The sequence below is a fragment of the Pseudomonas sp. B14(2022) genome (genome assembly GCF_012030485.1).
Taxonomy (GTDB): Bacteria; Pseudomonadota; Gammaproteobacteria; order Pseudomonadales; family Pseudomonadaceae; genus Aquipseudomonas.
In genome coordinates this window covers 293,208-308,062 of the sequence record NZ_JAAUVM010000002.1, presented here as the reverse complement: position 1 = coordinate 308,062, position 14,855 = coordinate 293,208, and the positions used below count along the sequence as shown (strand labels likewise).

Here is a 14,855-nt window from a genome sequence, read left to right as displayed (position 1 = left end):
ATGTACAAATTGACCGTTGAAAACCTGCATAAAAGCTATGGCAACCACGAAGTGCTCAAGGGCGTTTCGCTCAATGCCAAGACAGGCGATGTGATCAGCCTGATCGGCGCCAGTGGATCGGGCAAGAGCACCTTCTTGCGTTGTATCAACTTTCTGGAAACGCCCAACGACGGTGCCATGGGCCTGGATAACCAGCCAATTCGCATGATCCATGACCGCCACGGCATGCATGTGGCCGACGCAGATGAACTGCAGCGTCTGCGCACGCGCCTTGCGATGGTGTTTCAGCATTTTAACCTGTGGAGCCACATGACAGTGCTCGACAACATCACGATGGCCCCGCGCCGGGTACTGGGTGTCAGTAAGAAGGATGCAGAGGAACGGGCTCGGCGTTACCTGGACAAGGTAGGTTTGCCGTCCCGCGTCGCCGATCAATACCCGGCCTTTCTCTCCGGCGGGCAGCAACAGCGGGTTGCTATTGCCCGGGCGCTGGCCATGGAGCCGGAGATCATGTTGTTCGACGAGCCCACTTCGGCACTGGATCCGGAGTTGGTGGGCGAGGTGCTTAAGGTTATCCAGGGGTTGGCCGAAGAAGGCCGAACCATGATTATGGTGACCCATGAGATGAGCTTCGCGCGCAAGGTGTCGAACCAGGTTTTGTTCCTCCATCAAGGGCTCGTGGAAGAGCAGGGTTGCCCTGAAGATGTCCTGGGCAATCCCAAAAGCGAGCGCCTTCAGCAGTTCCTCAGTGGCAACCTGAAGTAACCGGAATGCCTTCGAGCGACTGTTGGGTCGCTCAGATGCTCCTTCGCACGCGCTCTGCCTACTCGGTCGTGCGTTTGCGGTGGGAGGAGGCCGCTGTCCAGTTTGAGGAGGAGAGCCACGTGCCGAAGAAATCCAGGATTTTTCCTTCGCGGGTCGATCAGCTCAGTGATTCCCCCGCGCCGCTCTATGCAGAAGTCAAGCAGATGATCACCCAATTGATCTTGAGTGGCACCTGGTCGGCTCACGAGCGTATACCTTCGGAAAGTGAACTGGCTCAGGAACTTGGATTGAGTCGCATGACCATAAGTCGCGCTCTTAGTGAGCTCACCGCCGATGGTGTGTTAGTGCGCATGCAAGGAGTGGGGGCGTTCGTAGCCGAACGCAAAGGTCAATCGGCTTTATTTGCCGTCAACAACATTGCTGATGAAATCAGCGAGCGTGACCATTACCACCACTGCAAGGTGATTCTCCTATGCGAGGAGGGGGCTAGCGCTGACCACGCCTTGTCGCTGGAGATGCGCGAAGGGCAGCGGGTGTTTCATTCTCTGATCGTGCACTACGAGAATAATGTGGCGGTGCAATTGGAGGATCGCTATGTGAACGCGGCAGTGGCTCCGGATTATCTGCGGCAGAATTTCGTGATGCAGACGCCCTATCCTATCTTTCGAAGGTCGCTCCTCTGACTGAGGGTGAGCATGTGGTCGAGGCGATCCTAGCCGACGAGGAGGAGTGCAGGCTGTTGCAGATCACACGTCATGAGGCGTGCTTTGTTGATTCGTCGGCGGACTTGGTCTGGCTATCAGTCTGTCACGTCTGCGCGCCTGATTTTGCCGGGTTCAAGGCACCGTCTGGTGGGGCGATTCGGTGCATGACTTGGGGCTGACCCTGTCGCGCTTAGCGGCCGCGCGCGTCAATTCCCTGCCATAACCTGCGACAGCGCAGGACTGTCGAATTGCTGAATCCCATTACTTCGCTGTCTAGCCACCTCTTCAAATAGCCTTGCCCTTCATCTGCAATAGGCACAACCCCGGTGGATGAACGGGTCACAAAAAGACCAATTACAGGTGAGTAAAATTTTGCTTGATTATGGTTGTATATACATGATTATATTTATGTGCAATCTGTTGCACTAAACCAATAAATAGGCTGAGAAAGTCATTTCGAGAGGATTACCGGTGAGCAAGCCATCCCATTTCCGTAATGTCGAAATCCGCGCCGCGCGTGGTAATAAGCTGAGCGCCAAAAGCTGGCTGACTGAAGCTCCACTGCGCATGTTGATGAACAACCTCGACCCGGAAGTGGCCGAGAACCCAAAAGAACTGGTGGTTTACGGTGGCATCGGTCGTGCGGCGCGTAACTGGGAGTGCTACGACAAGATCGTCGAGAGCCTGACCAACCTGAACGACGACGAGACCCTGCTGGTGCAATCCGGCAAGCCGGTCGGCGTGTTCAAGACCCACAGCAATGCCCCGCGCGTACTGATCGCCAACTCCAACCTGGTGCCGCACTGGGCGAGCTGGGAGCACTTCAACGAACTCGACGCCAAGGGCCTGGCCATGTACGGCCAGATGACCGCCGGCAGCTGGATCTACATCGGCAGTCAGGGCATCGTCCAAGGCACCTACGAAACCTTCGTCGAAGCCGGTCGCCAGCACTATAACGATGACCTCAAGGGTCGTTGGGTGCTGACCGCAGGCCTCGGCGGTATGGGCGGTGCCCAGCCGCTAGCTGCGACCCTGGCCGGCGCTTGCTCGCTGAACATCGAATGCCAGCAAGTCAGCATCGATTTCCGCCTGAAAAGTCGTTATGTCGACGAGCAAGCCAAGGATCTCGACGACGCGCTGGCCCGCATCGCCAAGTACACCAAAGAAGGCAAGGCGATCTCCATCGCCCTGCTCGGCAACGCCGCTGAAATCCTCCCGGAACTGGTCAAGCGCGGCGTGCGCCCGGACATGGTCACCGACCAGACCAGCGCCCACGACCCGCTCAACGGCTACCTGCCGGCCGGCTGGACCTGGGACGAATACCGCGCGCGCGCCAAGACCGAGCCGGCTGCCGTGATCAAGGCCGCCAAGCAATCGATGGCCGTACACGTCAAGGCGATGCTCGACTTCCAGAAAATGGGCGTACCGACCTTCGACTACGGCAACAACATCCGCCAGATGGCCCAGGAAGAAGGCGTGGAAAACGCCTTCGACTTCCCGGGTTTCGTACCGGCCTACATCCGTCCGCTGTTCTGCCGCGGTATCGGCCCGTTCCGTTGGGCGGCGCTGTCGGGCAACGCCGAAGACATCTACAAGACCGACGCCAAGGTCAAGGAACTGATCCCGGACGACGCCCACCTGCACAACTGGCTGGACATGGCCCGCGAGCGCATCAGCTTCCAGGGGCTGCCGGCCCGTATCTGCTGGGTGGGCCTGGGCCTGCGCGCCAAGCTGGGCCTGGCGTTCAACGAAATGGTGCGCAGCGGTGAGCTGTCGGCGCCGATCGTGATCGGTCGCGACCACCTGGACTCCGGTTCCGTAGCAAGCCCGAACCGCGAAACCGAATCGATGCAGGACGGTTCCGACGCCGTGTCCGACTGGCCACTGCTCAACGCTTTGCTGAACACCGCAAGCGGCGCGACCTGGGTTTCCCTGCACCACGGTGGCGGCGTCGGCATGGGCTTCTCCCAGCATTCGGGCATGGTGATTGTCTGCGACGGTACCGACGAAGCGGCCGAGCGCATCGCTCGCGTGCTGCACAACGACCCGGCGACCGGCGTCATGCGTCACGCCGATGCCGGTTACCAGATCGCAATAGATTGCGCCAAAGAGCAAGGCTTAAACCTGCCAATGATCACCCCTGTTAAAGGAGCCAAAGCATGAACACACTCAACATTATCCCAGGCCAACTGAGCCTTACCCAACTGCGTGATGTCTACCAGCACCCGGTGAAAATTACCCTCGACAACAGCGCTTCGGCCCAGATTGAAGCCAGCGTTGCCTGCGTGGAACAGATCCTCGCCGAGAACCGCACCGCCTACGGTATCAATACCGGTTTCGGTCTGCTGGCCTCGACCCGCATCGCCACCGACGACCTGGAAAACCTCCAGCGCTCGTTGGTTCTGTCCCACGCTGCCGGTGTTGGCGAGCCGATCAGCGATGCGCTAGTCCGACTGGTTATGGTGCTCAAGGTCAACAGCCTGAGCCGTGGCTTCTCCGGCATTCGCCGCGTTGTTATCGAAGCGCTGATCGCATTGATCAACGCCGAGGTTTATCCGCACATTCCGTTGAAAGGTTCGGTCGGCGCATCCGGCGACCTGGCGCCTTTGGCGCACATGTCGCTGGTGCTGCTGGGCGAAGGCAAGGCCCGCTACAAAGGCGAATGGCTGGAGGCGACCGAGGCGCTAAAAATCGCCGGTCTGACTCCACTCACACTGGCTGCCAAAGAAGGTCTGGCGTTGCTCAACGGCACGCAGGTGTCTACCGCATACGCATTGCGTGGTTTGTTCGAGGGCGAAGATCTGTTCGCTGGCGCACTGGCCATTGGTGGTTTGACAGTTGAAGCAGTCTTGGGCTCGCGCTCGCCGTTCGACGCTCGCATCCACGCCGCTCGTGGACAAAAAAGCCAGATCGACACCGCTAGCGCTTACCGTGACTTGCTGGGCGAGCGCAGTGAAGTCTCTGACTCGCACCAGAACTGCGGCAAGGTTCAGGATCCGTACTCCCTGCGTTGCCAGCCACAAGTCATGGGCGCGTGTCTGACACAGTTCCGTCAAGCCGCCGAAGTGTTGGTCGTCGAAGCTAACGCCGTCTCCGACAACCCGTTGGTGTTCGCTACCGAAGGCGATGTGATTTCCGGTGGTAACTTCCACGCCGAGCCTGTGGCCATGGCTGCTGACAACATGGCATTGGCCATCGCTGAAATCGGTTCCCTGAGCGAGCGCCGCATTTCGCTGATGATGGACAAGCATATGTCGCAACTGCCGCCGTTCCTGGTGGCTAATGGCGGCGTGAACTCCGGTTTCATGATCTCCCAAGTCACCGCAGCGGCGCTGGCCAGTGAGAACAAGGCACTGGCGCATCCGCATTCGGTAGATAGCCTGCCGACTTCCGCGAATCAGGAAGACCACGTGTCCATGGCTCCAGCAGCCGGCAAGCGATTGTGGGAAATGGCTGAAAACACTCGTGGCGTGCTCGCTGTAGAGTGGCTAGCTGCGTGCCAGGGCCTAGACTTGCGCGAAGGTCTGAAGACCTCGGCGAAGCTGGAGCTTGCCCGCACCAGTCTGCGCAGCAAAGTGGCCTACTACGAGAAAGATCGCTTCTTCGCGCCGGATATCAACGCGGCGAGCGAGCTGTTGGCTTCCCGTTGCTTGAACGAGCTGGTGTTGCCGAAGTTGCTCCCAAGCTTGTAGTCGTGGGGAGGGGCCTTTGGCCCCTGTCTCGGGTGAGCTGAATTGGTCGAGTCATTCCACGCATTAGCTACAATGTTTATGCAGTTTTTTGCTCTACAGCTATTGGCGACAGGCAGTCGTTGTAGCTGTGGAGCTTTTTTGCGTTTGTAGTACATGAAAATTCACGACAGCCATGGCCTGAGATTTTGAGTTTCAGGGAGATGCCTATGACGGTCGCATTTTCGCTGAAGCGCTGTTACAGAATCTCTAAGCGCCCGCCCGTTCCACCGGCAAACCTTGCGTCGGATTGCCGGCAGCAAGATCGGAGCTCTTGGCATTAGTTTCATCTGCCTGCTTGCCAAGCCTCCATCCCAGGCAGCCTCAGAGCAATGCGCGCACTCTACTGACAACTGCAAGCAGGCCGCCAACTTGGCCCAGCATATCAAGCGCACTATTGACCCAACCGCTAATGGCATCGACTGCGCGATAAACGACGAGATCGATGACGCTGTTGGCCTTGTATTTACTCTCGGCGTCGAGTGGCGCGAAGAGCATCTCCCGGCCCGGTCGGGCGAAGGCATATTCGTCGATGCGACGCACGGTCATTAGGACAGTGAGGATGATACAGCTTGGCGCCAGCGCGAGCTCAATCAAGCCGATGCATATCAGCAGCGGCACGATCGCCAGAAGCATGCGCCCCCCCCCCCCCAACCTCTCCGCCAAGCAGCCAGTCAGGAATAGCTGCGAGAATAGGGTGCCAGCCTGGACAATGAAGTCGATGATTCCGAATGCGCGAATCTGAGTCAGACGGTCAGGAAAAAGCTCGACCATCAAACGTGCTTGTTCGCAGTAAAAATGTCGTGATAGTTGCGAGCAGCATCATAAAGCTGGATATATCCAGTAGGTAAGTCGACTTCAGGGCTCGCGTCAAGCCGCTGAAAGGAGGATGCTCGGACTGTCCATCGATGTGGCTCCGGGGCGTCCTGCACCGCCGACCTCATGCCAGCGCATCAACGGGTATTTGAGTGCCAGTGCTGCGCCAAGTAATAGACCCGCCAGCAGCATCAGACCTGTCTCTCTCGGTTGACCGACAAACAACGCGCTGAGTGCTGGCCCCACCAGCCCGCCGACACTGGCGCCGGCCGCAATAAAGGCAAACAAGCGTCCGGGTTGCACGCCGTCGAATACGTTCGCCAACAGGCTTCAGGCGACCGAGACGACAAATAAGTTGTAGGCAGAGATCCAGACGTAGAAAACACGTGCCATTCACGGGCTTTCGCTTTGCACTTGGAAGAGTGTGGCGAGGATCATCAAGTTAACGCTGATGAACCCCTAAACCCAATCGACAAAGTGCAGGTGTGTCCCCCGGGAACTGAGCCAGGCAAACATGGGAGCTACGGCGAGCATAACGAAGAAAGTTGCGGTGAACAGCCATTGCAAATTCTCCACCCCCACCGTTATGCCCATGGATTCGCGGATCGGACGCAGCATGAAGCAGCCGGTGAACAAGCAAAAAAATAGCAGGAAGCCTGAAGTCGCAGGGAGCAACTCCTGAGATTCGGCGTTGATACCTTGGCTCAAACGAAGCTGCAGGAATGAGGTGCTCATCCCAAATCATGATGGTTCAATTCATCAAGTGCCTTCAGGCCTCAACTGTCTCTGTGCGCCCCATTTACTGGCAGGCGGCTGCCTAGGCGATAGCGTGAGGACGGGTGTACTAAACGCACATAGGTGACGATTTTGCTCTGACTCCAGGTTCGGCGTATGAGCACGAGGCAAGGTTCATTAGCATCGATTTGCATGTGTTTGCTTTCCTCGTTGCTGGGGTGACAGGCTTCGACGATGTGTTCCATCTCGTCGGGCTTGATGACCCGCAACAGGTACTTGGCCGGTTGCAGGTGCTCGCCAAAGTCTTGCTTCAGAAATTCTGGCACCAGCTCGGGATTGACGTAACGATCCTCGAGTTGTACGGGCACGCCTTCTTCGCTGTGAACACAGATCAGGTGGAAAACTGAAGAACCGGTGGTCAGGCCCAACGCGGACGCCACCGGCATTGAGGCCGATTCGCGCCCCAGGTGCAGGACACGGCAGGTGTAACTGTGACCTCGAGCAAGGATTTCATCGGCAATGTTGGTGATACGCAGCAAGTTTGATTGCGGTTTGCTTTCGGCTACGAACGTGCCAACGCCTGAAATCCTGACCAGATGACCCTCTTCGGTCAGTTCGCGTAAGGCCCGGTTGACGGTCATGCGCGAAATGCCCAGTTCTTGCACCAGCTGGTTTTCTGAAGAAATCAGGTCACCAGGTTTCCAAACGCCCGCGCGAAGTTGGTCTTGCACATAATCCTTTGCACGCCGGTAGAGCGCTTGTGGTGCATTTTTGATCATTAGTCAGCCCGTGTCTCTAGTGCGGCAAGGACGCTTGCCAGTGCTTGGAGGAAAAGGTCGTTATCCTCACAGCTTCCGACAGAGACGCGCAAGTACTCAGTGTATCCAACTTCGCGCCACGGTTTGATGATAACCCCTTCACGCAGCAGTGCTTGGTTGATTACTTCGGCCGGATAAGGCGTGCTAAAAAACAGAAAGTTGGCCAAGGACGGTGCGGTCGTAATGCCTTGCTCGTGCAGTGCCACTTCCAGCCGCCGGCGTTCGCTGGCGACATGGGATAGGCAGGCGTTTAGATGACCATCATCTGCCAGCGCCGCAATCGCCGCAGCTTGTGCCACGCTGTTGACGTTGAACGGGGTGCGCAGGCGGTTAATAAGATCTGCCAGCAGTGGATCGCTGACGATACCGTAGCCGATGCGCAAACCTGCCAAGGAATAAGCCTTGGAGAAAGTCCGCAGCAGGATAAACGGTTTGCCGCTGGCCTGAATCAAACCGAGGCAATCCGGGTACTCGGCCTCCCACTGCGCGTATTCGTAATAGGCCTCATCAAACACCAGTAGACACTTCGAGGGCAATGCGTCGAGCAGCTGCTGCAACTCGTCGGCGCTTAAGGTGCAGCCGACCGGATTTGACGGGCATGAAAACATCAGCACATGGGTGTGGGGGGTGAGTGCAGCGATCATTGCCGCTACGTCGAAGGTGCCTCTGTCGGTCATGGGAACACCTACCACCCGGGCACCGGCTGCCATTGGGTATATGAAGTGCAACCCGAAAGATGGCACCACGGTAACTACTTCGTCATCGTGGTCTAAAAACACCCGGCTGATGACGCTCAACAAATCTTCCGAGCCGTTGCCGAACACCAATTGATTCTCGGGTACGTCGAGCTTTTCCGAGAGTGCAGAGCGTAATGCCTGGCAGCCAGCATCGGGGTATAGCGCAATTTCGCTGCAAGCTCGAGCCGTTGCGGCGCTAACGGCGGGTGCTGTGCCCATCGGGTTTTCGTTGCTGCCTAGTTTGGCGACGCGAGTCAGGCCGAAACGCTTGCGCACAGTATCCGAGGCAAGGCCGGCGTTGTAACTGGCCAGTTCGCGCACTTCTGCGCGGGCAAGCAGGTTCAAGTCATTGGCATTCATACAGGGCTAACCTCATTAGTGTCTTGCTGGAAGGCATTACGATCCGGGTGGTTCTGCAGGAGTTGCTGCAGACGCGGCTATTCGGCGTTATGGCTGATCTCGTACGGCTGTTAGTTGAATGGGTCTGAGCGGTATCAGTACATTCATGAGTAACATCCTTGGGAATCAGGATGAGTACGCAGCAGACATCTGTATGTGCCTGTATATACCAGTAAAGCAAAATGCAGGCCAAAATATCTGAGCTGCTCTTGATTCCGCAGTACAGGCCTGTTCCTAGCGGAGTAGACCAGGCTGATGATCGCTGCCTTTTAGCCTTGTGTAACCAATGGTTGCGCTAGAGTGTTACCCATGATGCCTGGTGGGGGAAAACGAAACCTTGAGTATCGGGGCACCTATGGTGTCCTAATCGCGAGAGGAGGGTAAGTCGCTCTACCTCAGGCCCGTGGCGTATTTTTGATCGAGCGGCATGGTAAATGCTTCATCGTGTATATACAGGATTGGTATTTCAGGCTAAAACATACATTCACCCCTCCTGAACGTATGAAGCAACGAGTCGACATGATCTCAAGCAGCTGTTCGCTCCTGATCTATGTGTCCGGTGTCCGCGAGGGGGATTACATGCTCAAGCGTATGCATGACTCAATGGCCTACCGTAAAAACCGCAGAAGTCGAATCGATGATTCACAACCGGTGCTCGTTGATGGGCGCCTTCTTGAAATACCCAAGAGAGAACTGCCATGACCGTTAGCAATCTGCCCTTTTCCAAAGTCCGCCACAGCCAAGGCCTGGTTTTTTTGTCTGGCGAATTGCCGTTTGGTGAGGACGGCAGCTTTCCTGAAGGTATCGAGGCGCAAACGCGTTTGACCTTGACGCGTATTGCCCAGACGCTGGAAGCCGAATCGCTGTCGCTGGACGATGTTGTCAGCGTTACCGTGTACCTGACCGACCGGAGTAATTTCGCCGAATTCAATCGGGCTTATGCATCATTCTTCACGACCAACCTGCCAGTGCGCGCGACCGTCTGCGCCGGCCTTGTGGTCGATGCATTGGTCGAGATCAGTGTCATCGCGCAACAGCGTGCTTGATTCGGAGGCAGCGTGAACGAAAAACAAATGGTGGTACTGGGGGCCGGTATTGTCGGCGTATGCACGGCGTTGCATTTGCAACGCCGTGGCTGCGCGGTGACGCTGGTGGACAAAGGGTTGCCAGGGCGCGAAACGTCGTTCGGTAACGCAGGCATTATTCAGCGCGAGGCCATTGAGCCTTACGCGTTTCCAAGAGATCTAGCCAGTCTGATAAATGTGGCAACCAAGCGTGACATCGGGGTTAATTATCATTTGAGCGCGATGTCTGAATACGTGCCTGCCTTGGTCAGGTATTGGGCCAACTCGGCACCGAAGCATTACCAGGCAATTGCCGATGCCTTCCGCACGCTGATTGAGCATTCGATTAGTGAGCACTCGGAGCTGATTGAGCAAAGCGGTTCGCAGAACCTGATCGTGCGCAAAGGGTGGATTCAGGCTTTCCGTAGCCCACAGCAATTCGAAGAGGCGGTGGAGCGCGCGGTACGCGTGAGTGCACACGGCGTATTGTCCGAGCATTTGGACGGTGTTGCGCTAAGACTCGCGGAACCCGCCCTGAGCGAGGCATTGGTGGGGGGCATTCATTGGTTGCAACCCTGGACGTGCATTGAGCCTGGAGAGTTAGTGCAGCGTTATGCCGATCTGTTCGTGAGTGAAGGTGGGCAAATTTTGCGCGGCGATGCGCGATCGTTACGTCAATCGGGAGCCGGCTGGAGCGTCGACACCGATTCCGGATCGGTTGGCGCATCGGAGGTGGTAATAGCGCTGGGGCCTTGGGCTCATGAGCTGCTGTGTGAGTTGGGCTACCGCATACCGTTGTTTGTCAAACGGGGTTACCACGCTCACTTTGCCGATGGAGCAACGTTGACCCGACCAGTGCTGGATACCGAACAAGGCTACATGCTGGCACCCATGAAACGCGGTATCCGCCTATCGACAGGGGCAGAGTTCGCCAGTCTAAGTGCGCCTCCAACACCGGTGCAGCTAGGCAAGGCCGAGTGTGCAGCACGGCAAGTCTTGGCGTTAGGGCCCCAAGTTGAGCGCACACCATGGAAGGGCGCCCGGCCCTGTACGGTAGACATGAAGCCGGTAATCGGCGCAGCGCCCTTGCATAAAGGGCTCTGGTTCAATTTTGGCCATGCCCATCAGGGGTTTACGCTGGGCCCGGTCAGCGGTCGACTGCTCGCAGAATTGATGATGGGCGAGACGCCTGTAGTCGATCCAGCACCCTTTGCTCCGGGCCGTTTTTGAGCTGAGCTGAGCTGCAGTACATGAACCTTCCGCCCGTCTCCGTTGGAGTAGCGGGCGAGAACCTGGCCTGTCAGGAAAATTAACACTGATATTTATCTACGGACGCTGTCCCTGCAGATTTCGCGTCAGTCGTCGTGGGCGCTGTTTTGATTCCAATGGGTGTATCCGTTCCATCGGCCCGCCCTAAATAATTATAAGTACCCGTTGGAGAGGTCATGAATATCAAACAGAAGCTGACATGGGTATTTGCTGCCATCGCCTGTCTTCCAGTGGTTATGGTCGCGGTGCTCGTCGTATTGAACTTGCGGAGCGCGGCGCAAGCCAATTTCCTGGATAGCAGCGGTCGTGAAATTCGCCAGATTGATAACGGCATGAAGCAGTTCTTTGAAAGTATCCGCCAAAACGTCGAATACCTTGCCAAGGATCCTCGGATCGCCAGCGTCAAGGGATTGAAAAACTATACCGCTGCCAATGCTGAGCAAACGCCTGTCAGCGAAGCCGATCAGCGGCTCCAGATTATTTTCGATCGATTTGCCGAGACCCACCCGACCACCGCGTCCATTTCACTGGGGCTCAACGACGGCGGATTTGCCGGCTGGCCCGACGATCCCAAAATGGCCAGCTACGACCCCCGGGTGCGTCCCTGGTACAAAACCGCCATCGCCGCCGCATCAGGCTTAACCGTGCGCACGGGCGCCTACTACTGGGCGCCGGATGACATGGTGCTGGTCAGCACGGTTCGCGCTTTCGCCGACGCAAGCGGCAACCCGGTGGGTGTTGTCGGCGTGGATGTCTCGCTCAAACAACTGACTGAACTGGTTAAAACCATCAAACTGGGCGACAGCGGATACCTAATGATGGTTGAAGCCAATGGTAACGTTCTGGTCGATCCCGCCAATGCGAAAAATAGTTTCAAGCCCCTAGCCGACCTGGGCCATGGCTATACCGAGCTGGCAAATAGTGGCGATGGCATGACCCAGGTGGAGATCGATGGGGTGCCGTACATGGTTAATGTGGTCAGTTCCGAAAGCCTGGGCTGGCGCTTTATTGGTCTGATCAAGCGCGATGAAGTCATGGCTCAGGCCACCAGCCTGACAGGGTTGATCGCGCTGATTGCCGCCGTGTTGGCATTCATCTTCGCCATCGTAGGCGCGAGCTTCGCCGGCGTAATCGTTAGACCAATTCGCAGCGTTGCCAATGGCTTGCAGGAAATTGCCGAAGGGGAAGGTGACCTGACACGCGAACTCGAAGTGCGGGGCAAGGACGAAACCGCCACTTTGGCTGGTTGGTTCAACCAGTTCCTTGGCATGATCGCGCAACTGATGAGGCGCATCCGCAGCGCTTCCTCCGATTTGCAAGAGGTCGCTGCGGATACAAGTCAAGTGGCCAGCAACATGAACAACGCCGCAGTGCGGCAGCGCGAAGCAGTTGAATTAGTAAGCACGGCTTTCAACGAGATGGTCGCTACCTCCAACGAAGTGGCTCGCTCATGTAGTCGCGCGGCTTCCAGCGCGGACGTTGGTTATCGAGAGGTGCACGACGGGCAACGGCACATTGGTGAGGCCACGGGCAGCGTTCTTAAATTGAGTGAAGACCTGCAGCAGTCGGCATGTACCATGCAGATGCTCGAGCAGGACAGTAAGAACATCAACACGATCCTCGATACTATTCGTTCGATCGCTGAGCAGACCAATCTGTTGGCACTCAATGCCGCCATCGAAGCGGCGCGCGCCGGCGACCAGGGGCGTGGATTCGCGGTCGTGGCCGACGAAGTTCGCGCCTTGGCGCGACGTACTGCCGATTCAACTGGCGAGATCGACAGCCTGCTCGGCAACTTCAGGCGGCGAACCAAGGAGGTCACCCAGCAGATGCAACGCAGCTTGGAGGCGTCGCAAACCAGCGTTGAATGTATCCAGCAGGCGAGCGACAGTTTCGACAAGATCCGCGATTCAGTGGATTCGATTCGCGACCAGAATGCTCAAATCTCCACGGCTGCAGAGGAACAGCATCAGGTGGCTGAAGATATTAACCAACACATCGCACAAATCCACGCCGATGCCCAGGTGGTGGAGAGTGTTGCGCACTCGGCGTACACCGGATCAGTTCGCCTGACGGACATTTCTGTTCAACTGAAAGGGCTGGTGGGGCGTTTCAAGTTCTAGCTCGTGTTGATTTATGACGCAACCACGATAAGCAATGCAAGCGGAAATACTCAGGCGACGATTTTCCGCTGCATGATTGGTCAGGGCTTGGAATGGTTAGAGTTCGAACAGCGCTTCGCAACGAAGATTTAGGGTGTATAGAAATCCGGTGCGACTCAATCTAAACCTCGATCTAAGCACCCCTGAATGTAAACGAGTTAGCTACTAAATCGAACAACCGTTGCGAGTCAGTAATTCGTCTACCCACCTCCAGTCTGACGTGCCGGCTTTGATCTGCGCCATCAACTTCACTTCATCATTGTGTTTTTTCAGCGCCAGCGCATGGACTTCCTCGACCTCGTGACGCGCCACGCTGACCACACCGTCGGCATCACCACAAACCAAATCACCAGGGAGAATAACCATTCCGTGTTGGGCGATGGGTACATTGACTTCTCCAGGCCCATCCCCGAACGGCCCTCTATGGGTCACGCCCAAGGCGAAGACTGGAAAACTACCAGCCAGCAATTTTTCTTCGCTGTCACGAATAGCACCTGAGATAACTAGCCCACCGAGTTTGCGGTGTCTTGCATGGGCGATCATCAACTCACCGACCAAAGCGTTGGTCAGGTCTCCACCGGCGTCCACTATCAAGATGTCGCCTGGATCCGCGATGTCCAGTGCCTTGTTTACCACCAGATTGTCCCCCGGCCGTGTCTTGACGGTTAGAGCCGAGCCGACCATGCGTGGCCCTTTATAAAATGCCCGTAGGTTGGCGCCACCTGCAGTCATGCGCGCCATGCAATCGCTGATGTTTGGGACGGGCAGGTTGCGGAACGCCTCCACCCATTGTGGCGCGACTTTTTCGCCGCTTGCTTTGATTCTGAAACTGATCATGACTCGCTCCGCCAAAATGGCTGACACAGGGGGACTCTTCAAAAATCGTTGCGAGCGTGGTAACTCCGCAGAAATTGCTGTAAACGCGGCTCTTCGCTTTCCTTGAGTACCTGCTGCGGCGTACCGAACTGAACGATGCACCCTCCGTCCAAGAACGCGACTTTGTCGGCGGCTTTGGCGGCGAAGCCCATCTCGTGTGTAACCACCACCATAGTCATGCCTTCGCTGGCGAGGTCGCGCATCACTTGGAATACTTCACCCACCAGCTCCGGATCGAGTGCCGAGGTAGGTTCGTCAAATAGCATCAGGTTCGGATCCATGGACAACGCTCGCGCGATGGCGACACGCTGTTGCTGACCGCCAGACAAAGCCGTTGGATAGTTCTCGGCTTTTTGTGCCAAGCCTACTCTCTCAAGCATTCGCAGTGCCTTGGCCTTCGCGTCGGTTGCATTCATTTTCTGAACGCGCAGCAACGGTTCTGCGACATTTTCCAACGCAGTCATGTACGGCCAGAGGTTGGAACTGCTGGAACACCATGCCAATGCTGCGGCGCATTTCCCTCAGTTCGCGGGCAGCCATGAGTTTGCGTTTACCGCCAGCCTCTTGATAGCCGATCAGTTTTCCGACAATCGTGATGGAGCCTTTGTCATAAGTTTCAAGAACATTGATACAGCGCAAGAGCGTGCTGTTTCCCGAACCACTCGGGCCGATCAGGCAAATGAACTCGGAGCGCTGGACGTCCAAGTTGACGTTCTTCAGCACTTCAAAATCACCGTAGCTTTTGTGAACATTGACGATGCTTACCAAAAACTCACTCATGC

General features: G+C 56.7%; 9 protein-coding genes and 4 pseudogenes. 8 read left to right on the top strand and 5 right to left on the bottom strand.

All coding sequences use genetic code 11. The features are described from left to right. From HCF10_RS04865 to hutH, 4 genes and pseudogenes are all read left to right on the top strand, one after another. Window positions 1-765: an ABC transporter ATP-binding protein gene (locus HCF10_RS04865; protein WP_159389962.1), complete on the top strand. Its 765-nt coding sequence runs from the start codon at window positions 1-3 to the stop codon at window positions 763-765. A 203-nt stretch (window positions 766-968) separates the two neighbouring features. Beyond that, window positions 969-1,637: pseudogene (hutC, locus tag HCF10_RS04860) on the top strand (histidine utilization repressor). 303 nt (window positions 1,638-1,940) lie between these two features. Beyond that, window positions 1,941-3,632 carry a urocanate hydratase gene (gene hutU / locus HCF10_RS04855; protein ID WP_167654968.1) on the top strand — a complete coding sequence of 564 codons (1,692 nt, stop codon included), beginning with the start codon at window positions 1,941-1,943 and terminating at the stop codon, window positions 3,630-3,632. Next, entirely contained in the window at window positions 3,629-5,161 is a 1,533-nt protein-coding gene (gene hutH / locus HCF10_RS04850) for a histidine ammonia-lyase (RefSeq protein ID WP_167654967.1), read from the top strand. Before hutU ends, hutH begins: the two co-directional genes overlap by 4 nt. Window positions 5,162-5,407: 246 nt before the next feature. Here the strand turns inward: hutH and HCF10_RS04845 are convergent. The 3 genes and pseudogenes from HCF10_RS04845 to hisC all read right to left on the bottom strand — a co-directional run bounded on the left by HCF10_RS04845 (window position 5,408) and on the right by hisC (window position 8,663). Next, window positions 5,408-6,748, bottom strand: a pseudogene (locus HCF10_RS04845) (NTP/NDP exchange transporter). A gap of 41 nt (window positions 6,749-6,789) precedes the next feature. Further along, the gene (gene hutC, locus HCF10_RS04840) at window positions 6,790-7,527 is read right to left on the bottom strand and encodes a histidine utilization repressor (protein WP_159389959.1); all 738 of its coding nucleotides are present in this window, start codon (window positions 7,525-7,527) and stop codon (window positions 6,790-6,792) included. Beyond that, entirely contained in the window at window positions 7,527-8,663 is a 1,137-nt protein-coding gene (gene hisC, locus HCF10_RS04835) for a histidinol-phosphate transaminase (protein WP_159389958.1), read from the bottom strand. The genes hutC (HCF10_RS04840) and hisC overlap by 1 nt, the downstream gene beginning before the upstream one ends. A 737-nt stretch (window positions 8,664-9,400) precedes the next feature. On the opposite strand from hisC, the gene HCF10_RS04830 reads away from it, so the two are divergent. The 4 genes and pseudogenes from HCF10_RS04830 to HCF10_RS31895 all read left to right on the top strand — a co-directional run bounded on the left by HCF10_RS04830 (window position 9,401) and on the right by HCF10_RS31895 (window position 13,158). Then, window positions 9,401-9,748, top strand: a complete 348-nt coding sequence (locus HCF10_RS04830; protein ID WP_149630891.1) for a RidA family protein — start codon at window positions 9,401-9,403, stop codon at window positions 9,746-9,748. 27 nt (window positions 9,749-9,775) lie between these two features. After that, window positions 9,776-10,996: an NAD(P)/FAD-dependent oxidoreductase gene (locus HCF10_RS04825; RefSeq protein ID WP_167655036.1), complete on the top strand. Its 1,221-nt coding sequence runs from the start codon at window positions 9,776-9,778 to the stop codon at window positions 10,994-10,996. Window positions 10,997-11,211: 215 nt separating this feature from the next. Continuing rightward, window positions 11,212-12,297: pseudogene (locus HCF10_RS31900) on the top strand (cache domain-containing protein); the annotation flags it as partial. A 6-nt stretch (window positions 12,298-12,303) separates the two neighbouring features. After that, the gene (locus HCF10_RS31895) at window positions 12,304-13,158 is read left to right on the top strand and encodes a methyl-accepting chemotaxis protein (RefSeq protein WP_371923406.1); all 855 of its coding nucleotides are present in this window, start codon (window positions 12,304-12,306) and stop codon (window positions 13,156-13,158) included. A 204-nt stretch (window positions 13,159-13,362) separates the two neighbouring features. Here the strand turns inward: HCF10_RS31895 and HCF10_RS04815 are convergent, their stop codons facing one another. Both HCF10_RS04815 and HCF10_RS04810 read right to left on the bottom strand, forming a co-directional pair. Then, complete coding sequence (locus HCF10_RS04815; RefSeq protein ID WP_104912558.1) at window positions 13,363-14,034, bottom strand: RraA family protein; 672 nt, start codon at window positions 14,032-14,034, stop codon at window positions 13,363-13,365. Between the two features lie 38 nt (window positions 14,035-14,072). Further along, window positions 14,073-14,853 (bottom strand): annotated as a pseudogene (locus HCF10_RS04810) (amino acid ABC transporter ATP-binding protein). Window positions 14,854-14,855: the final 2 nt, after the last annotated feature.